This is a genomic window from Streptosporangium roseum DSM 43021 (assembly GCF_000024865.1).
Classification (GTDB): Bacteria; Actinomycetota; Actinomycetes; order Streptosporangiales; family Streptosporangiaceae; genus Streptosporangium; species Streptosporangium roseum.
In genome coordinates this window covers 931263-950287 of record NC_013595.1, presented here as the reverse complement: position 1 = coordinate 950287, position 19025 = coordinate 931263, and the positions used below count along the sequence as shown (strand labels likewise).

Genomic DNA, 19025 nt, shown 5'->3' with positions numbered 1-19025 from the left:
AGCACGACCGGCACGAGAGAGGAATCCCATGCCCAGCCTCTGCAGAGCGATCTCCACCGGGGCGCTCGCCGTACTCCCGATCATCGCGGCCCTGCTCCCCGCCGCCCCGGCCCACGCCGCCGACTCCCTGCGCGACCACGCCGCGGCGCGCGGCAAGTTCATCGGCGCCGCGCTCGCCACCTCTCCCCTTGCCGGCGAGGCGGCCTACCGCACCATCGCGGGCGCCGAGTTCAACCAGATCACGGCGGAGAACGCCATGAAGTGGGACGCCACCGAACCGAGCCAGAACCAGTTCAGCTGGTCCGCGGCGGACGCGATCGTCGACTTCGCCACGCAGAACGGCCAGCAGGTGCACGGGCACACGCTGGTCTGGCACAGCCAGACGCCGAACTGGGTGCAGAACCTCGGCGCCGACGCCCTGCGCTCGGCGATGCGCAACCACATCGCCCAGGTCGCCGGCCGCTACGCCGCCAACCCGGCCGTCGTCTCCTGGGACGTCGTGAACGAGGTCTTCGACGACAGCGGCAACATGCGCAACTCGTTCTGGTACCAGAAACTGGGTGACGGCTACATCGCCGACGCCTTCCGGGCCGCCCGTGCCGCCGACCCCGACGCCAGGCTCTGCATCAACGACTACAACGTCGAGGGCGTCAACGCCAAGAGCACGGCGATGTACAACCTGGTGAAGTCGCTGCGGGCGCAGAACGTGCCGGTCGACTGCGTGGGCCTCCAGAGCCACCTGGCGATCCAGTACGGCTTCCCCGGCCAGGTCCAGCAGAACATGCAGCGCTTCGCCGACCTCGGCGTGGAGGTCAGGGTCACCGAGCTCGACATCCGGCTGCAGACTCCCCGCGACCCGGCGAAGGACGCCCAGCAGGCCACCTACTACACGAACATGGTCAACGCCTGTCTCGCGGTGAGCCGGTGCTCCGGCATCACGATCTGGGGCTTCACCGACAGATACTCCTGGGTCCCCGACACCTTCCCCGGCCAGGGCGCGGCCCTGATCTACGACGAGAGCTACAACCCCAAGCCCGCCTACACGGCGGTCCACGACGCCCTGGCCGGTGGTGGCACCCCACCCGACACCACGCCGCCGACGGCGCCGGGCACACCCGCCGTGTCGGCCATCACCGCCACCGGCGCCAAGCTGACCTGGACCGCCTCGACCGACAACCGCGCGGTCACCGGCTACGACGTCTACTCCGGCACCGCCAAGCTCGGCTCCTCGGCGAGCAACTCCCTCACCCTGACCGGCCTCAGCCCGCAGACCGCCTACACCGTCCACATCGTCGCCCGCGACGCCGCGGGCAACCTCTCCACCGCCTCCGGGACCGCGGCCTTCACCACCTCCGCCGGGCAGCCCGGCGGTGCCTGCGCCGCCACCTACAAGACGGTCAACTCCTGGCAGGGCGGATTCCAGGGCGAGGTCACCGTCACCTGCACCGCCGCCGTCACCACCTGGAAGACCACCCTCACCTATCCCTCGGGCGTCACCGTCCCCCAGTCCTGGAACTCCACCCTCTCGGCCACCCCACCGACCTTCACCTTCACCAACGCCGCCTGGAACGGCACCGTCCCCGCCGGCGGCTCGACCACCTTCGGCTTCCTCGGCTCCTGGACCGGCTCCGGCACCCCGCCCACCCCCGTCATCTCCTAGCCGTACGGCGGGCGGTGGCCGGAGCCACCGCCCGCCAGCGCGGTGACCAGCCAGCGGGCGAGCCACGTGTGGCCCGCCGGGGTGGGGTGGACGCCGTCAGGCAGGACCAGCCTGCGGCTCCAGCGCTCGCCGAGCGGATCCAGGAAGGTCGCCTCCTCCTCGTCGGCGGCGATCGCGATGGCGTCCCTGACCCGGTGGGCCCAGCGGGGGGCCCGCGTCATCCAGATGGGCCCGATCACCACGACCCTGGTGTGCGGCCAGCGGGTGTGGACCAGCTCCAGCAGGCGTTTGGCGGCCCTGTTGACCCTGTCGGCCCTGGTGCGGCGGTCGTTGTGGCCGCCGGAGACGATCAGCAGGTCGGGGGCCGGCCGCCAGGCGAGCTCCTCGGTGAAGGACCTCTCGAAGGTCCGGTTCACCGGCCCGGGATTGACGAAGCCCGTCCCGGACGCCCCGGCGGTGACGAGCTGCCAGCCCAGCTCGCGCGCGGCCTTGGCGGCGTAGGTTTCCCACCGCTCGACCGGGCCCGACCCGACGGTGAAGCTGTCTCCGACGATCATGACCAGCGGCGCCCGGGCCGGGGACGGCGCGGGCGAGACCGGGGCGGAGGAGGCCGGGTCCGGACGGGCCGCGATGACACCGCTCTCCGGCACGCCCGCGCCGGGCGTCGCAGTACATCCCGAAATAAGGCAACAAATTGCTACAAGAAGTGCGGGGGTCGACGCTCGGGGTCGTATCTGCACGGGCCCGCGCATGCCACCTCGGGGCTCTAGGCTGCCGACAGGAGTACTGACCTGTACGGACGCACGCGGCGACTCGAACTCGCCGGCCGGCACCTCCGCTCCTTCGGGGCGGTGGTCCCGGCGTCGTCGCCCGACGGGATCGTCTTGAGCAAGTCGGCATTCTACCCAGGTGAGGGCGGCCGGCAGGCGGATCGGGGAGTTCTCCTCCGACAGGGATACGACAGGGAGTGGAGATCGGCCGCACCGGAGTGCGCAAAGCCTCACCGGGGTGCGCAAAGGTGACGGACCCCATCCGATCCGGGCCGACCTGTCCCCGGAGAGTCAGCTGACCTGCGAGGCGGGGACCGCCCAAGTGTTGCAGTAGCCGATCCTGGCGTACTTCCAGCCCTGGTGGAGCCATCCGGCGTAGTGGTCGCCGGTGCCGTGGTCGCGCGGGCCGCCGCCGCCCTGGTCGTCGCCGCGGCCGTACTCCATCCGCAGCACGTCGTTCCAGCGGGAGCCGGTGACGCCGAGCGGGTTCCGCACAGTGCGGATGAAAACCCCGGCCAGGCACTGGGCCTGGAGCTCGTTCCGGCGTGAGTGGGAGTCCTGGGCCGCCTTGGACCTGTTGGAGACCTCCCACCACCAGGCGCCGCCGATCCCCGCCATGGTCTGCACGTGGTGCCCGTACTCATGGGCGAGCACGGCCAGGTAGGGGACGTGGTTGGCGGCCGGGTCGGTCCGGCCGGTCTGCTGGACGAGGTGGGTCAGGCCGATGTACATGCCCCGGTTGGACGGGCAGTAGTAGGCGGCGAAACGGGGGTTGGGATAGGTGCCGCAGGGCCCGCGGCCCGGACGGGACCAGTAGACCCGGCGCGGCTGCAGGAAGACCGCTCCGGCCTGGGAGAACTTCCCGGCCCAGGCCCGGTCCAGGCAGCCGGTGACGGCGTTGAGGTAGTTGAGCATGTCGCCGGGCCGGGTCGAGGGCCGGGGAGCGCGGCAGGAGGTGGGCCGCATCGTGCCGGTGCCGTACAGCGGGTTGCGCTTGAGCCGGGCGGTGGTGTCGGTGCGCCGCATGTAGCGGAGGTCGACGCCCATGCTCTTCCGGGCCGCCAGCGCGATCTCGGACTCCCCCATGGAGCCGAGGTCCAGCTTCGGCGGCGGCCCGAAGCGCGGCGGTGTGGCCTCCGCGCCCTCGGTCGGCGGGAGCTCGGCATTTTTGGTCGCTATGGGACCGACTCCGGGGGTGGCCGGAACCTCGGCGCCGTCACCACCCGCCAGGCCGGCGATCACCACGACCGCGGCGAACGTCATGGCGAGCACACCGAAGACACCAAAGGCCAGAGGACTCGATCCGCGTGGGCGCATACGACCGCCTTCTCCATGGAATGGATCTCCGGGCGGCAATCTAGCGGATATCTACCTATGTACGTTTATTGACCGAAAAATAGGGATGGGGGGCAGCATTCACCGGTCGGCGGTTCTCGGTAGGCTCCCGAGCCATGGCGGGATCTGTATTGCATCGGGCGGCCGGGAGCATGGCCGCGGTTGCCACCCTCGCGCTGGCCCTGAGCGCCTCCCCGGCCCTCGCAGCCGGTACGGCGGGCACGGCGGGCACGGCGTCGGCCCTGGCGGACAGGGTGACCGACGACACGGTCAAGCTCGAACTGCGGCAGGACGGCGTTCTGCACGTCACGGAGACCGTCACCTTCGAGGGCAGCCCGCCGACGCGAAAGCTGGTCGACCGGACGCGCTACGACGACGGCAGCGACCGGCTCTACCAGATCACCGGCTTCAAGGGCGACGGCACGCTGACCGGCGACTCCATCACCCTGAAGGAGGGGTCGGGCACCGCCACGCTGGAGTACGACGTCAAGGGCGCGGTGACCCCGCTGGCCGACGCCCAGGAACTGCGGTGGTACGCCGTGGGCGCCTGGTCGGTCCCGGTCGTCCAGGCCAAGGTCACGGTGAGCGGCCCGGCGCAGCTCCAGAACCTGTCCTGCTTCGCGGGCGTGCTGACCTCCGCGATCGGCTGCACCACCGCGTCGCCGGACCACACCGGGACCACCGCGGAGTTCGAGCAGCAGGAGCTGGGCCCGGGTGAGGTGCTCACCGTGGTCGTCGGCTACCCGACGGGCGCCACCAAGGGCGCCCCGGTCCTGGAGCGCCGCTTCGAGCTGTCCAACGCCTTCACCCTGAACACCGTCACCGGCGGCGCGCTGGCCGGCCTGCTGGTCCTGATGCTCGGCGGACTGGGCCTGCTCTACTGGACGCGGGGCCGCGACGCCCGTGTGGTCGGCCATGAGTCCGGCTCGCTCAGCGCCGTCGAGAACGGCCACTTCGCCCCGCCGGACGGCGTGCGCCCCGGCCAGATCGGCACGCTCATGGACGAGCAGGCCGACGTGGTCGACGTGACCGCCACGATCGTGGACCTGGCCGTCCGCGGCTTCATCCGGATCGACGAGCAGCCCCGGCAGGCCTACGACTCCCCCGACTGGATGCTGGTCCGGATGCCCGGCGCCCCGGCCAACACGCTGCTGTCCTACGAGCGGGCGCTCTACGACGCCATCTTCGACGGCCGCGACGGGGTCCTGCTCTCCCACCTCCAGGGTTCGTTCGCGGCCAATCTCGGCAAGGTCCGTGACGCGCTCTACCGCGACGTGGTCACCCAGGGCTGGTTCGCCCGCCGCCCCGACACCGTCCGCACCCGCTGGACGACCGTCGGCGTGCTGCTCACCGTGGCGGGAGTCGTCGCCACCGTCGCACTGGCCTGGTTCACCACCTACGGCCTGCTCGGCCTGGCCCTGATCATCGCCGGTGCCGCCATGGCCGTCGGCGGCCAGTACATGCCGGCCAAGACCGCCAAGGGCGCGGGAGCCCTCGCCCACACCCTGGGGTTCCGGGAGTATCTGGCCTCCGGCGACGTCGGCGGCGACATCCCCCCGGCCCAGCGGGTGGAGCTGTTCTCCCGCTACCTGCCCTACGCCGTGATCTTCGACAGCGTCGAGCGCTGGGCCCGCGTGGTCTCCTCGGTCACCGGCAACGGCCAGCAGGCCGACAACCTGTACTGGTACCACGGCCCGGCCGAATGGGACCTGTCCAAGTTCGCCGACTCGATGCGGACGTTCACCATGACGACCTCCGGCGCGATCTCCTCCACCCGCCAGTTCCGCTCCCTCTAGCCCTCTGGGCGGGCCGGGCGGGCCCGTTCAGGCGAGCCGGATGAGACGCCGCTCGACGGCGGCGGTGACGGCGGCGGTGCGCGTGTCCACGCCCAGCTTGCCGTAGATGTGCACCAGGTGGGTCTTGACCGTCGCCTCGGTGATGAAGAGCCGCCTGGCGATCTCGCGGTTGCCCGCCCCGCTGGCCAGCAGCTCCAGGATCTCGACCTCGCGGGCGCTCAGCGCGGGGCCCGGGTCGCGCATCCGCCTCATCATCCGGGTCGCCACCCTCGGTGACAGCACGGTCTCGCCCCTGGCCGCGGCGCGGATGCCCTGGAACAGCTCCTCCGGCGGGCAGGCCTTGAGCAGGTAGCCGGTGGCCCCCGCGTCGATGGCCCGCACGATGTCCGCGTCGGTCTCGTAGGTCGTCAGCACCAGGACCTGCGGCGGTGAGGGCAGCTCCCGGACCCGCCGGGTGGCCTCCACCCCGTCGATGCCGTCGCCGAGCTGCAGGTCCATGAGCACGACGTCCGGCTCGTGCGACGCGATGCCCCGCAGCGCGTCCTCCCCGTCCGCGGCCTCGCCGACGACCTCCATGTCGTGCTCGCCGCCGAGCAGCGCCACCAGCCCGGCCCGGACCACCGGATGGTCGTCCACCAGGAACAGTCTCATCGGCCTTCCGTCCCGCCCGTCGCGGCGTCCGGGCTCTCCGCCCGCGCTCCCCGCTCGGGGAGCGGCGCCGCGAGCGCCCCGCCTGCGGGGACCCTGGCCGCGACGGCCGTCCCCTCGCCCGGAGCGCTCTCGACGGCCAGGGAGCCGGCCACCTCCGCCAGCCGGTCACGCATCGCGCGCAGCCCGTACCCCCGGCCGGGGGCGGGGGTGGGCTCGGCGAACCCGGCGCCGTCGTCGAACACGTCCAGGGTGATCTCACCGTCCAGGTAGGAAAGGGTCACCATGGCCGTCTCCGCGCCCGAGTGGTCGCGGACGTTGGCCAGCGCCCCCTGCGCCACCCGCAGCAGCGCCGCCTGGACGTCCGGCTCCAGCGGGTACCCCTCGCCCTCCTGCCGGAAGCGCACGTCCAGCCCGGTGTCGTGGCCGGTCCTGTGACACAGCCGGGCGAGCGCCTCGGGCAGCGGGACGCCCTCCAGGCCGGAGGGCTGGAGGTCCCGGACGAACCGCCGGGCCTCGTCCAGGTTCTCCGCGGCGGCCGTCGCGGCCCGCCGTACGTGGGCGTGGGCCCGCTCCGGGTCGGCCGCCCACATCCGGTCGGCGGCCTGGAGCAGGATGCCCAAGCTGGTCAGTCCCTGGGCCAGGGTGTCGTGGATCTCCCTGGCCAGCCGCTCGCGCTCCTCCAGGACGCCGGTGCGGTGCCTGGAGTCGGCCAGCGTGCCCCGCGTGCTGATCAGGTCGTCGATGAGCCGCTGCCGGGCGGCGCTCTCGCGCTGGAGCTCCCAGAAGATCACCGCGGTCATGGTGGCGACGCCGATCGGCGCGAGGATCAGGCTGGGGTCGACCTCCCGGGCGATCTTGAGCTGGGCCGCGATCACGACGAGCGTGAGCGCCGCGGTGGCCACCATGAACCCGCGCGGCTTCAGCAGCCGCAGGCACAGGAAGAGCAGCGGGACCGCGCACCAGCTGAACGACGGCGCGAGGACCACCAGCACGAGCCAGACCGCGATCACGGCCCCCAGCCAGACGAGGCGCCCTCGGCCGAGGTCGCCCCAGAGAACGACGCCGGCAGCGTACACCACGGCGAGCAGGCCGCAGACGGCCAGCGAGGCGACGGTCCGCGGATCCATCCCGTGCCGGGAGACCAACCGCGAGGCGGAGGCCGCGAGCAGCAGGTAGAACCCCAGGTGCATGGCCCAGTTGAGCCAGCCTCGCTCCCTCATCACCGCCCCCGTCCGGTCCTCTCCGACGTTATCCCCCGCCGAGGATGACGCCTCCCGAGGGGCGGCGCATCAACCGATCGGTTGACCGCCGCCTCGCCCGTCCGGCGTCCGGGACTCGACCGTGCTCCCGATGGCGTACGGCGACGCCGCGGGCAGCCTTGTGGGTGCAAGGTTCCACCGCACCGAACTGGAGAGACACGATGACCGCCCTTTCCGCCCGCACCCGTGCGATCGCCGGCTCTCTCGCCGGACTCGCCATCGTGGCCGGCGCCACCGGCGTGGCCGCCGCCCAGACCGCCCCCGCCCAGGCCGTGGCGGCGCGTGCCCCGCAGGCCGTCGTGCAGACCGGCGTGCTGTCCGCCGACGCCGCCCTGAAGATCGCCGACGCCGTGCAGAAGGAGGCGGTCAAGCAGGGGCAGCGCGTCACCGTCGTGATCGTCGACCGGTCCGGCGCCACCCGGCTGGTGCTGAAGGGGGACGGCGCGGGCCCGCAGACCGAGGAGTCGGCACGGCGCAAGGCCTTCACCGCGGTCTCCTTCGGCAAGGCGACCAGCGAGCTGGCCAAGGGCGCCTCCGGCGACGGCCCGACCATCGCCGACATCCCCGGCACCCTCTTCCTCGGCGGCGGCGTTCCCGTCGCCTCCGGCGGCGCCCCCATCGCGGGCATCGGCGTCGGCGGCGCGCCCGGCGGCGACATCGACGAGGCCATCGCCCGGGCGGGACTCAAGGCGGTCGCCGGGAAGCTCGGCTGAGAGGATCCCATCGCACCCGGCCCGCAGCGGCCCGGCGGCGGAGACGGAGGGACGGACGATGAGACGGCGAGCTTTCCTGATCTCCGGGCTGGGCCTGCTGCTCGCGGCGTGCGACGGTGACGAGATGAAAGGATCGAGCATGCTCAACGAACGACTCCTGACCGCCGCCGCGCGCGGGGACGCCGCCGCGGTCCGGGACGCGCTCCAGGCCGGGGCCGACATCGAGGCCCGCGACGGGCAGCGCCGTACGGCCCTGCTGCTCGCGTCGGCGGCCGATCACGTCGAGGCGGCCGAGGTGCTGGTCACGGCCGGCGCCGACCCGGACGCGCCGGACTCCCAGCGCGACACCCCCTGGCTGGTCACCGGCGTCACCGGCAGCGTGGCGATGCTCAGGACCCTCCTGCCGGCCGGCCCCGACCTGACCGCGCGCAACCGGTACGGAGGCGTCTCCCTCATCCCGGCCTGCGAGCGCGGGCACGTGGACTACGTCCGCGAGGTCCTCAAGACCGGCATCAAGGTCGACCACGTCAACGACCTCGGCTGGACCGGCCTGCTGGAGGCGGTCATCCTCGGCGACGGCGGCGTCCCCCACCAGGAGATCGTCGGCCTGCTCATCGCGGCGGGCGCCGACGTCGACCTCGCCGACCGCGACGGCGTCACCCCGCTCGGGCACGCCGTCGCCAAGGGCCAGACCGAGGTCGCCGCCCTGCTCCGCGCCGCCGGAGCCCACTAGAGCGCGTCCCGGCCGCGCTGATCCGGTCCCGTCCGGGACAGCTCGCCGCGGCTCAGGCGGACCGCGTCCCGGCTCGGGCGGCCCGCCCGCCCGGACGGGCTCACCCCCGATCCAGGCGGACCGCGCCCCGGCTCAGGCGGAGGGGCTGCGGAACTGCTCGATCATGGCCGCGTACCCCAGGCCGCCCTGCCCTCCGGCCAGCGCGCGGTCGGCCAGGGTCCTGACGAGCCTGGGCAGTTCGGTGTTGACGCCGGCGGCCTCGCTCTCGTGGATGAGGTGGTCGACCGTGGCCACATGCGTGTCGATGGTGGCGTCCAGAGCGGGGTAGGCGCCCTGGTCGACCTGGCCGGCGTAGGCGGACACGAAGCCGGTCACGGCCTCGATCCACCTGTTGGCGAAGGGGGCGAACGTCGTGGCCTCCACCTTGGCTGTGCCGAGCAGGGCGGCACCGTGCAGGAAGCTGTTGAGCGTCCCCCACATGATGCCCAGCAGCGCCACGTCGTACAGGGAGGACAGGCCGTGGTCGGCTCCCAGGTAGGTCGTCCCCGCGCCCAGGCTCCTCAGCGTCGGCTCGTGCGCCTCGTACGCGGCTTCCGGCCCGCTGTAGAGCAGGAAGGCGTCAGCCGTACCCACGACCTGGGGGATGGCCATGATCGCACCGTCAAGGTAGGTGATCCCCCGCTCCGCGGCCCACTCGGCGGTCGCGCGGGCCTGCTCGGAGGTGCCCGAGGTCAGGTTCACCAGGACGCGGCCCGCCAGGACGTCGCCCAGCGGGTCGAGAACCGCCCGCACGGCCGCGTGGTCCGACACGCAGACGACGACCAGCGGGCTCGCCTCGGCCGCGTCGCGAGCGGAGGACGCGAGGACGGCGCCCTGCTCGGCGAGCTGCCCGGCCTTCCCCTCCGAGCGGTTCCAGACCGTGGTGGCGTGGCCGTCCTTCAAAAACGCTCCGGCCAGTGCCTGTCCCATCAGGCCCAGGCCGAGGACCGTCACATCGGTGTCGCGCATATGGTGCTCCCGTTCGTTTCCGCTGTCTGGCGAATACGCTCGCAGCCGCCGGGAAGGCCGGACAGTGGCAGGAGTGACTACCTTCGCAAAATTCCTGCCGTAGGCTCCTGCCATGAATCCTGGATCCGTCGCCGTCGCGGTGGTCGACGACACCGACATGCAGCTGTGGGACCTGTACGAACTGAGCATCGCCTGCTCGGTGTTCGGCCAGCCGCAGCCCGACCTGGCCGACACGTGGTACGACCTGTGGCTGTGCTCCCCCCGGGCGGAGACCGCGCCGCCCGGCCGCGGGTTCTCCCTGCGGGCCTCCCATGACCTGGAGAGTCTGGTCGAGGCCGACACGGTGATCGTCCCCTCGGTGCCGGAGGCCGTCATCTCCGAGGGTGAGCCCGTCGCGCCGGAGCTGGTCGGAGCGTTGCGCCGGGCGGCCGACGCCGGAGCGCGCATGGTGTCCCTGTGCACCGGCGCCTTCGCGCTCGCCGAGGCCGGGATCCTCGACGGCCGCCGGGCCACCGCGCACTGGATGCACACCGACGACCTGGCCAGGCGCTATCCCAAGGTACGGGTGGACGACTCGGTGCTGTACGTCGACGACGGCGACGTGCTCACCAGCGCCGGCATGACCGCCGGGCTGGACCTGTGCCTGCACCTGGTCCGCCATGACCTGGGGGCGCACGTCGCCAACCAGCTCGCCCGGCGCATGGTGATCCCCGCCCACCGGTCCGGAGGGCAGGCGCAGTTCATCGACCTGTCCGTCCCCGTCACCGATGACGACAGCCTCGGCCCCGTGCTCCAGTGGGCCGTCGAGCACCTCGACCGGCCACTGTCGGTCGACGACCTGGCCCGTCACGCCGGCATGAGCCCGCGCACCTTCTTCCGCCAGGTCCAGGCCGTGACGGGCACCACCCCGCTGCAGTGGCTCCTCAGCCAGCGGCTGGCCCGTGCGCAGTCCCTGCTGGAGTCGACCGACCTGTCCGTCGAGCAGGTCAGCGAGCGCAGCGGCCTGGGCACCGCGGCCAACCTACGCCGCCACTTCGCCATGAACATCGGTGTGACCCCCACCGACTACCGCCGCGCCTTCCGACGCCCCCATCTCGCCGGCCGCTAACGCAGGCGGATCTCCCCGACGGGGCAGCCACCGCCGAGCAGGACGCCGGTCGCGAGCTCGTCGAGCCCGGCGGCCTCCGGGCCGAGGGCGCGCAGCGCCGCGACGGTGACCGGGACCCGGGCCCGCTGGCCGCCGTCCTCGATCTTGACGGTCCCGGCGCGGCCGTCGGCGAAGGCGAAGGCGTCGAACGCCTCGGCGCCCGCCTTGACCATCAGCCCCGGGATCGCGCGCATCAGCCGGGCCTCGGGCCGGGCCGTACCGGACGTCCACTCGGGGTGGGCGCGGAAGGCGTCGGCGACGCGGCGTTCGGGAGTGCCCGGCCCGGCCTGGACGAGAGAGCGGAACGCGCGGGTCACGCCCACCATCGACACGAAGAACAGCGGGGCGCCGCAGCCGTCCACCCCCGTGGCGGCGACCCGCTCGCCGGTCAGCTCCTCGACCGTGTGACGGATCGCCCTCTGCAGCGGGTGCGCCGGATCGAGGTAGGTCTCCAGCGGCCAGTCGTTGAGCACGCAGGTGGCGAGCATCGCCGAGTGCTTGCCCGAGCAGTTCATGTAGATCCTGGCCCGGCCGCCGCCCGAGCGCAGCACCTCGTCCCGGGAGACGACGTCCTCGGGCAGGTCCTCCGGGCAGCGCAGCGCGTCCTCGTCCAGCCCCGCCCCGGAGAGGATCTTCCGGGCCCCCTCGACGTGGAACGGCTCACCCGCGTGGCTGGCGCACGACAGCGCGAGCAGCTCCCCCTCCAGGGCGAGCCCGGCGCGCACCATGCCGAGCGCCTGCAGCGGCTTCATCGACGAACGGGGAGAGACCAGGGCGTCCACCGCCCCGTGCACCCTCACCGGGGAACCGTCGGCACCGACGGCCAGCATCCGTGCCCGGTGTGTGGACTCCACGAACCCCGAACGGACGACTTCGACAACCAACGACTCAGCAGACACCTTTGTCTCCTTTCGCCAGGATTCTAGGGAGGTCCGAAATCACGAGATGATGGGGGGCATGCGTGCGGTTGTTCAGCGGGTGAGTTCCGCTTCTGTGACGGTGGACGGCACGACGGTCGGGGCGATCGACGAACCCGGACTGCTGGTGCTGGTGGGGGTGACCCACACCGACACCCCGGCGGAGGCGGCCAGGCTCGCCGCCAAGCTCTGGGGCCTGCGGATCCTGTCCGGCGAGAAGTCCTGCTCCGACATCGGCGCGCCGCTGCTCGTGGTCAGCCAGTTCACCCTGTACGGCGACACGCGCAAGGGCCGCCGCCCCACCTGGCAGGCCGCGGCGCCCGGACCGGTCGCCGAGCCGCTGGTGGAGGCCGTCTGCGCCGAGCTGCGCGGCCTGGGAGCCCACGTGGAGACCGGGGTGTTCGGGGCCGACATGAAGGTCGGCCTGACCAACGACGGCCCGATCACCCTGGTCCTGGAGATCTGAGGCGGCGATCCCGGGCCTCGGGGCGGCGCTGATCCGCCCCATGGCGGCAGTGATCGGCTAGGGTCACCGCTTGTCCGCGCCGAATCATCAGAAACCGTCGCCCATGGGGAGGGTCATGCGCGCCTTCAGCTCCATCAGCGTCACCGCCGCGTCCGCCGCCGCCGCCGCGCTGGTCGCCGTAACGGCGCCCGCGGCTCACGCGCAGGCGGCGCCCGCGATCACCGCCTATCACGGCGTCACCGGCGAGCAGCACACCGAACGCTTCAACGCGCTGCGCGGCCGGGGCTACCGGCCGATCACCTTCACGGTGGACGACGCCTCCTCGCCGCGCTACGGCGCCGTCTGGGCCAAGGGCTCCGGTCCGGCCTGGGCGATGATCCAGGGCATGTCGTCCAGCGGCTACCAGAAGCGCTTCAACGAATACCTCGCCAGGGGCTACCGCCCGACGACGGTGAGCGCCAGCGGTTCCGGCGGCGACGCCGTCTTCGCCGCGATCTTCGAGAAGGTGCCCGGCAAGTTCTTCGCCAGGCACGACCTCGGCGCCGACCAGTTCGCCGCCGCCAACGCCGACGCGGCCCGGCGGGGCTACGTCCTCACCGCGGCGAACGTCTACGGCACCGCCGACGACCCGCGCTACGTCGGCGTCTGGTCACAGAGTTCGCGAGCCTGGTCCGTCACCACGGGCAGGAGCTTCGACGAGCACCACGCGGAGTTCCTCGCCCGCACCAAGAAGGGCGAGAAGCCCTCGCTGGTCTCGGTCGGTCCGGGCAACACCTACACGACCGTCTGGGTGAAGGACGGCGGCTCCGCCTGGTACGAGTACACCGGCATGAGCGCGAGCGGCTACCAGAAGCGCTTCGACGGGCTCAGCGCCAAGGGCTTCTTCCCCGCCCAGCTGGACGTGGAGGAGGGCTACTACACGGCCATCTGGGTGAAGGGCTGATCTTTCCCGGAAGCCGGTGACGCCCGCGCCGCCGTACCGTCATCCGGTGCGGCGGCGCGGTTGGCGGCACGGCCGTCACCCGGTTGGCGACACGGGCGGCATTCCGTGCGGCGCGGGCGGTTGGCGGCACGGGCGGCCGCCGGTGCGGCGCGGGCGGCGTGGTCTCAGCGGATGCGGCGGCGCAGGGCCGGGTCGATGGAGACGTTGCGTCCGGCGTCCGGCGGCACGATGACCTCCTGGGTCGCCGCCACCCCCTCGGCCTGCAGCGTGGCGTCCACCGGCACGGTCCGCTTGACCACGGCCAGCGCGATCGGGCCGAGCTCGTGGTGCCGGGCGGAGCTGCCGACGAAGCCGACCTCCACCTCGTCGTGAACCACGGGGGCACCGTGCTTGGGCAGGGTGTCCACGCTGCCGTCCAGGTGCAGGAAGACCAGGCGGCGCGGGGGGTGGCCGAGGTTGTGCACCCGGGCCACGGTCTCCTGGCCCTTGTAGCAGCCCTTGCTCAGGTGGAGGGCGGCGCCGATCCAGCCCACCTCGTGCGGGATGGTCTTGTGGTCGGTCTCGAAGCCCAGCCGGGGACGGTGGCCCTCGATCCGCAGCGCCTCGTAGGCCCAGAGCCCGGCGAGCCGCAGGCCGCCGAGCCGGTCGGCGAGCAGCTCTCGCGGGAGCAGCACGTCGTCACCGGCGGGAACGGCCCCGGCGGGCGGGGTGAGCCGCGCGGCGTCGGCCACGGAGACCACCGCGTAGTCGGCCGTCACGTCGGCGACCTCGACCCGGAGCATGAACCGCATCTTGTCCAGGAACGCGACGAGCTCGGCCGACGTGCCCGGCTCCACATGGGCCCACACGGCCTCGCCGTCGTCGACGAGCGTGAGATGGTGCTCCACCCTGCCCTGGGCGTCCAGAAGCAGCGTCTGGGTGGCCTGACCGGGTTTCAGGTCGTCGAGTTTCTGCGAGCTCAGGCTGTTGAGCCAGCTCAGCCGGTCGGGCCCGGAGACCCGGACGACCTCGCGGTTGCTGCGGTCGACCATCGCCTCACCGGCGAGGAAGGCGCGCTGCTCGGCGAACGGGTCGCCGTAGTGTCCGGCGACGTCGGCGTCAGGGGTCTCGGCCGCGACCGCGCCGGGAGTGTCCAGCAGAGGGCTTCGCATGGGTCCAAGCCTACGAGGCCTCAGCGGCAGTTACGGCAGCGGCCGAAGACGGTCAGATGGTGCACGTCGATGGCGAAGCCGAGCTCCTCGTCGAGCTTGGTGACGAATTCCTGCACCACCTCCGGACGGGCCTCGTTGATCTCCCCGCATTCGTGGCAGACCAGGTGCACGTGGTCGGAGTCGGCGGCCAGATGGTAGGTGGGGGCGCCGTGCCCGAGGTGAGTGTGGGTGACCATGCCGAGCTCCTCGAGCAGTTCGAGGGTCCGGTAGACGGTCGAGATGTTCACCCCGCGGGCGGTCTCCCGCACCCGGGCGCAGATCTCCTCGGGAGTGGCATGCTCCGCGGCCTTGACCGCCTCAAGCACCAACTGGCGTTGCGGGGTGACCCGGTAACCGCGCGCCCGCAGTTGCTCATGCCACGACGTCTCGGTCATGACCAGAGTCTAAGAGCATCCCGCCGTGATGGGGGTCCTGCTCGCGGACGAACCTCGCGGAGCCGCTCCCACCTGCGGGACGTGGCCCGGCGAATATTCATTTGCCGGACCGAAATCTGTCGCATAGCGTACGGATCACGCCGAAAGGAGGTGGTCCGAACAATGGTTGATCATAGTTGGGCTAGCGAGGTGGCTGTCCGCTAGGACGCCGTCGCTCCGGACTCTGTCCGGACGTCTGGCGACGTTCGGCGAATCCACGACAATCACCGGAACCCCGGGCTGCCAGAGGGCGGGTTAACCCTTATCCCGCCTTTGGTCCATCTGGCCCTCCCGCACGGCGGGAGGAGCAGGCCCGGGGTTCTTCCCTTTCCGAGGCCCCTCTTCTCTCCTCCAAGGTCTCTCCCGCGACCTCCAAGGCCTCTCCCGCGTTCTCTCTCCTCCTCCAAGGCCTCTCGCCCTTCTCCAAGGCCTCTCGCGACCTCCCGCTCCAAGGCCTCTCCCGCGACCTCCCGCGATTCCGGGCCCCTCTCCGCGCCCGCTCCTCCGCGGTCGCCCGCCCCGCAGGACGCGTGACCACCCGCCCGGGATAGCAGGCACCCCGTAGGGGGCGGGGACGGAGCATGCGGCGGGCGTCCTGCGGGGCCGGCACCCGGCGGGCCCGGCCGCGGACGGTCAGTGCTCGCCGCGGGCCGGGACGCCGAGGGCGGCGCAGGCCTCCTGGTAGAGGCGGACCACTTCCCTGCGCACCTGGGCACGCTCGGTCAGCGTGGTGCTCCACGGGACCCGGACCGCGACGTCCCGGCCGCCCACCACCGCGGCGAACTCGATCGCCTCCGCGTCCACCCCCGTCGTCGTCGCGCCGGTGGCCTCGGGCTGCCCGCCGAGGCCCTTGCAGATCAGCAGCGCGTCGTCACTGTGGTCGTCGTTCATGTGACGTTTGATGGCATTGACTACTTCGGGGGTGAAAGGGGTGCTCATGCCCCAGATCGTAGCTAGTCGACCTCGGGCACGAAGTCGGCCACCTTCTTGAGCTCGGCGGAGATGTGCGACTGGAGCGGCTGCCCCACGGCCGCCATGTCGTAGGCCCACATCAGGTTGCCGTTGACCAGGCCGTAGAGGCGGTGTCCTGCGGTGTACTCCTTGGCGGTCCCGGTGCGCGCGACCACGTCGGTCCGTAGCTCGATCTTGTTGAAGACCACCTCGCCGAGGTAGATCTCCACGATGCCGGTCGGATGTGACAGGCACACCTCCAGCTGGCGGTCGGGCAACTGGCGCCAGAAACCGGCCTCGGTGCCCAGCGGGCGGACCTTGTTGCCCCCCTCGTCGAGCAGCCAGGTGCGACTGGTGTAGGTCAGGAAGGGCTTGCCGTTGTGACCGAAGACGATCTCCTGGCCGAAGTTGAAGCTCTCGATCGTCGGGTATCCACCCACCCCGGCACCTTCCCACCGGCCCACGAGGAAGGCGATCGGCTCAAGGTCGGGATGCAGCTCGGGAACGTCCATGGATCCGAGCCTAGAGCCGGCCCGGCACGGCTCGCGCCCGGGACACGGACCCGCATAGGCTTCAGGCATGGCACGATCACTGGTGATCAAGGTGACCGCCGGCGAGGACGCACCCGAGCGCTGCAACCAGGCGTTCACGGTGGCCGCGGCGGCGTTGGCGAGCGGGGTTCCCGTCTCCCTCTGGCTGACCGGCGAGTCAGCATGGTTCGCCCTCCCCGGACGGGCGAAGGAGTTCACGCTGCCGCACGCCGCCCAGCTCGGCGACCTGCTCGACGCGGTGCTGGCGGCAGGCCGGGTGACGCTGTGCACGCAGTGCGCGTCCCGGCGCGACATCAAGGTGGACGACGTGATCGAGGGCGTGCGCATCGCGGGCGCCCCCACCTTCGTCGAGGAGGTCCTCGGCGAGGGGGTCCAGGCGCTCGTCTACTGACGGAGCCGGGCACCCGTCCACCGGCTGCCGGGACCGCGCTCCCTGGCGGAGTGCGGCCCCGACGGCCGGCCCGCTCTCAGCGGGGCAGCACCGCCGACAGCCGCTCCTGGCGGAGCCGTTCGAACCAGGCGTCGTCGATCGGCGGGAGCTGGGCGCCGACCGCCCAGCCCAGCAGGAGGTCGGCGAGGCCGGGGTTGCGGGCGAGCGCGGGGCCGTGCAGGTAGGTGCCGACGATCTTGCCGATGTGGCAGCCCTCGGTGCCGTCGCCGTTGCCGGTGCCGATCGCCGTACGGGCCAGCGGACGGACGCCGGCGCCCAGCCGGGTGACGCCCATGTGGTTCTCGAAGCCGGTCAGCGTCGGGATGCCGAGCGCCGGGTCCGCCTCGCCGGCCAGCTCGCCGACCGCGCGGCCCTCGCCGCGGCCGCTGGCGATGTCGATCAGCCCGATGCCGTCGACCGGCTGCCCCTCCTCGCCGCCGAACGTGGTGCCCATGATCTGGTAACCCGCGCAGACGGCCAGCAGGGCGGCGCCGCGCGCGACGGCCCGGTGCAGGCCGCCGTCCCGGCGCAGCCGCTCGGCGGCCAGGATCTGCGGCCGGTCCTCGCCGCCGCCGATCAGGTAGATGTCGCCGCCCTCGGGCACCGGGTCGGCCGAGCGCACGTGAACCGTCTCGACCGGGATGCCGCGGCGCTGGGCGCGCTGCTCCAGGACCAGGACGTTGCCCTGGTCCCCGTAGGTGCTCAACAGGTCCGGATAGATCCAGACGAGACGCAGGGCGCTGTCAGACTGCACGACCGAACTCCGATCGGATCTGCTGGAAGGCGGTGTAGTTGGCGATCACGTCGACCTTGCCCGGTGGTTGCGCGGCGAGCGCCTGCTCGAAGGAGTCGGCCAGCTGGAACGGCACGCCCGCCACGTCCAGCCGGAGCGCGAGGTCGAGCCGCCGCTCCCCGGCCACGTAGACCGGCCTGCCGCGCAGGACGCGGTAGTCGACGTCCCACAGCCAGGAGGTGTCACGGCCGTCGGGGCCCTGGGCGTTCACCGACAGGATCACCGGCAGCGAGCGGTCGAGCACGTCGAACGCCTCCAGCCAGCCGGCCGGGTTCTTGGCGAGCAGCAGCCGGGCGTGCCGCCCGTCGCGCTGCACGGTGGTGTAGCGGCCCGCGACGGAGGTGACCTCGCGCAGGCGCGGCAGCGCGCGCTGGACCGGCAGGCCGAACGTCTCGGCGGTGGCCAGCGCGACCACGGCGTTGGCCCGGTTGGCCCGGCCGGGGAGCTGGATGTCGAGCACCCAGCGCTGCCTGCGCGGGTCGATCACCGCGTCGTCGTCGAGGATCCAGGACGGCTCGGGCCGCCGGAAGGTGCACTCGCGGCAGGCCCAGTCGTTCTCGGCCGTGCGGGAGGTCACCATGCCCGGGACGTGACCGCCGGGCGGGGTGTACTCCATGCCCTTGCGGTCGAGCGGGCCGCCGCACTCGGGGCAGCACCAGGAGTCTTCCTTCCACGGCTGCCCGGCCGACACCCAGGTGACCCTGGCGGCCGTGGAGGCGCCCCAGGCCACCAGCGGGTCGTCGGCGTTGGCGATGACGTGGGTGTTCTTTCCGGCGAGCGCCCGGCGCCACTTCTGGGCCAGCAGCCAGATCTCACCGGCCCGGTCCATCTGGTCGCGGCTGAGGTTCATCAGGACGATCACGCCGGCACCGGTGGTGTTGATCACCTCGGGCAGGTATTTCTCGTCGACCTCCAGGACGCCGTAGGGGGCGTGCTTGGCCGACGACAGCGCCGAGACGTGCCCGGCGGGCATGTTGGCGCCGAAGGCGTTGGTGGCGACGTCGCCGAGCTCCTGCAGCGCGGAGGTGATCAGGCGGGTGGTGGTGGTCTTGCCGTTGGTCGCGCTCACCAGGGCCAGCTTGCGGTCCTGCGCGAGCTTGCGCAGCAGGTCGGGCTCCAGCGCCAGGCCGACCCGGCCACCGATCACCGATCCGTCGCCTCGGCCGGTCGCCCGGGACAGGGTGGCGGCCGTCCGGCCGAGCGCGCTCGCGAGCTGTGCCCGCAGCGGAAGCTGAGTCATGCCGTCTCCTCGCCTAGCCGCCTGTCGCAGGACGACTC

General features: G+C 72.2%; 20 protein-coding genes. 8 read left to right on the top strand and 12 right to left on the bottom strand.

What is annotated here, in order from left to right; all coding sequences use genetic code 11:
• Positions 1–28: 28 nt before the first annotated feature.
• A complete protein-coding gene (locus SROS_RS04445) occupies positions 29–1660 on the top strand; it encodes an endo-1,4-beta-xylanase (RefSeq protein WP_012887683.1) in 1632 nt (543 codons plus the stop codon).
• On the opposite strand, the gene SROS_RS04440 is transcribed toward SROS_RS04445, so the two are convergent.
• Together SROS_RS04440 and SROS_RS04435 are read right to left on the bottom strand one after the other, a co-directional pair.
• Positions 1657–2310 carry an SGNH/GDSL hydrolase family protein gene (locus tag SROS_RS04440; RefSeq protein WP_012887682.1) on the bottom strand — a complete coding sequence of 218 codons (654 nt, stop codon included), beginning with the start codon at positions 2308–2310 and terminating at the stop codon, positions 1657–1659. The genes SROS_RS04445 and SROS_RS04440 overlap by 4 nt on opposite strands.
• Before the next feature lie 411 nt (positions 2311–2721).
• Positions 2722–3693: a neutral zinc metallopeptidase gene (locus tag SROS_RS04435; protein WP_245564711.1), complete on the bottom strand. Its 972-nt coding sequence runs from the start codon at positions 3691–3693 to the stop codon at positions 2722–2724.
• Positions 3694–3881: 188 nt separating this feature from the next.
• Between SROS_RS04435 and SROS_RS04430 the strand changes: the two genes are divergently transcribed.
• Positions 3882–5561: a DUF2207 domain-containing protein gene (locus SROS_RS04430; RefSeq protein WP_148268954.1), complete on the top strand. Its 1680-nt coding sequence runs from the start codon at positions 3882–3884 to the stop codon at positions 5559–5561.
• A 27-nt stretch (positions 5562–5588) separates the two neighbouring features.
• On the opposite strand, the gene SROS_RS04425 is transcribed toward SROS_RS04430, so the two are convergent.
• The gene (locus SROS_RS04425) at positions 5589–6212 is read right to left on the bottom strand and encodes a response regulator (RefSeq protein WP_012887679.1); all 624 of its coding nucleotides are present in this window, start codon (positions 6210–6212) and stop codon (positions 5589–5591) included.
• On the bottom strand, positions 6209–7432 hold the full coding sequence (locus SROS_RS04420; protein ID WP_012887678.1) for a sensor histidine kinase: 1224 nt from the start codon (positions 7430–7432) through the stop codon (positions 6209–6211). The genes SROS_RS04425 and SROS_RS04420 overlap by 4 nt, the downstream gene beginning before the upstream one ends.
• A gap of 200 nt (positions 7433–7632) precedes the next feature.
• Between SROS_RS04420 and SROS_RS04415 the strand changes: the two genes are divergently transcribed.
• Both SROS_RS04415 and SROS_RS04410 read left to right on the top strand, forming a co-directional pair.
• Entirely contained in the window at positions 7633–8184 is a 552-nt protein-coding gene (locus tag SROS_RS04415; protein WP_012887677.1) for a GlcG/HbpS family heme-binding protein, read from the top strand.
• Between the two features lie 58 nt (positions 8185–8242).
• Positions 8243–8917: an ankyrin repeat domain-containing protein gene (locus SROS_RS04410; protein ID WP_012887676.1), complete on the top strand. Its 675-nt coding sequence runs from the start codon at positions 8243–8245 to the stop codon at positions 8915–8917.
• Positions 8918–9049: 132 nt separating this feature from the next.
• Here the strand turns inward: SROS_RS04410 and SROS_RS04405 are convergent, their stop codons facing one another.
• Positions 9050–9925, bottom strand: a complete 876-nt coding sequence (locus SROS_RS04405; RefSeq protein ID WP_012887675.1) for an NAD(P)-dependent oxidoreductase — start codon at positions 9923–9925, stop codon at positions 9050–9052.
• Positions 9926–10037: 112 nt separating this feature from the next.
• On the opposite strand from SROS_RS04405, the gene SROS_RS04400 reads away from it, so the two are divergent.
• On the top strand, positions 10038–11033 hold the full coding sequence (locus SROS_RS04400; protein ID WP_012887674.1) for a GlxA family transcriptional regulator: 996 nt from the start codon (positions 10038–10040) through the stop codon (positions 11031–11033).
• On the opposite strand, the gene SROS_RS04395 is transcribed toward SROS_RS04400, so the two are convergent.
• Positions 11030–11971, bottom strand: coding sequence for an asparaginase (locus tag SROS_RS04395; RefSeq protein ID WP_012887673.1), 942 nt, complete (start codon positions 11969–11971; stop codon positions 11030–11032). The genes SROS_RS04400 and SROS_RS04395 overlap by 4 nt on opposite strands.
• 58 nt (positions 11972–12029) lie before the next feature.
• Here SROS_RS04395 and dtd point away from each other — a divergent pair, with 58 nt between their 5' ends.
• A complete protein-coding gene (gene dtd, locus SROS_RS04390; protein ID WP_012887672.1) occupies positions 12030–12455 on the top strand; it encodes a D-aminoacyl-tRNA deacylase in 426 nt (141 codons plus the stop codon).
• Between the two features lie 115 nt (positions 12456–12570).
• On the top strand, positions 12571–13398 hold the full coding sequence (locus SROS_RS04385) for a hypothetical protein (protein WP_012887671.1): 828 nt from the start codon (positions 12571–12573) through the stop codon (positions 13396–13398).
• A 164-nt stretch (positions 13399–13562) separates the two neighbouring features.
• Here the strand turns inward: SROS_RS04385 and ygfZ are convergent, their stop codons facing one another.
• The 4 genes from ygfZ to SROS_RS04365 form a co-directional block, all read right to left on the bottom strand.
• Positions 13563–14549 carry a CAF17-like 4Fe-4S cluster assembly/insertion protein YgfZ gene (gene ygfZ / locus SROS_RS04380; protein ID WP_012887670.1) on the bottom strand — a complete coding sequence of 329 codons (987 nt, stop codon included), beginning with the start codon at positions 14547–14549 and terminating at the stop codon, positions 13563–13565.
• Positions 14550–14569: 20 nt separating this feature from the next.
• Positions 14570–14983, bottom strand: a complete 414-nt coding sequence (locus SROS_RS04375) for a Fur family transcriptional regulator (RefSeq protein WP_012887669.1) — start codon at positions 14981–14983, stop codon at positions 14570–14572.
• Positions 14984–15655: 672 nt separating this feature from the next.
• Complete coding sequence (locus SROS_RS04370; RefSeq protein WP_012887668.1) at positions 15656–15961, bottom strand: DUF2470 domain-containing protein; 306 nt, start codon at positions 15959–15961, stop codon at positions 15656–15658.
• A gap of 14 nt (positions 15962–15975) precedes the next feature.
• A complete protein-coding gene (locus SROS_RS04365; RefSeq protein WP_012887667.1) occupies positions 15976–16485 on the bottom strand; it encodes a heme-binding beta-barrel domain-containing protein in 510 nt (169 codons plus the stop codon).
• Between the two features lie 67 nt (positions 16486–16552).
• On the opposite strand from SROS_RS04365, the gene SROS_RS04360 reads away from it, so the two are divergent.
• Positions 16553–16915 carry a DsrE family protein gene (locus SROS_RS04360; protein ID WP_012887666.1) on the top strand — a complete coding sequence of 121 codons (363 nt, stop codon included), beginning with the start codon at positions 16553–16555 and terminating at the stop codon, positions 16913–16915.
• Between the two features lie 76 nt (positions 16916–16991).
• Here SROS_RS04360 and SROS_RS04355 read toward each other — a convergent pair whose 3' ends face one another.
• Together SROS_RS04355 and SROS_RS04350 are read right to left on the bottom strand one after the other, a co-directional pair.
• The gene (locus SROS_RS04355; RefSeq protein WP_012887665.1) at positions 16992–17708 is read right to left on the bottom strand and encodes a type 1 glutamine amidotransferase; all 717 of its coding nucleotides are present in this window, start codon (positions 17706–17708) and stop codon (positions 16992–16994) included.
• Positions 17698–18987, bottom strand: coding sequence for a MurT ligase domain-containing protein (locus SROS_RS04350; RefSeq protein WP_012887664.1), 1290 nt, complete (start codon positions 18985–18987; stop codon positions 17698–17700). Before SROS_RS04350 ends, SROS_RS04355 begins: the two co-directional genes overlap by 11 nt.
• Positions 18988–19025: the final 38 nt, after the last annotated feature.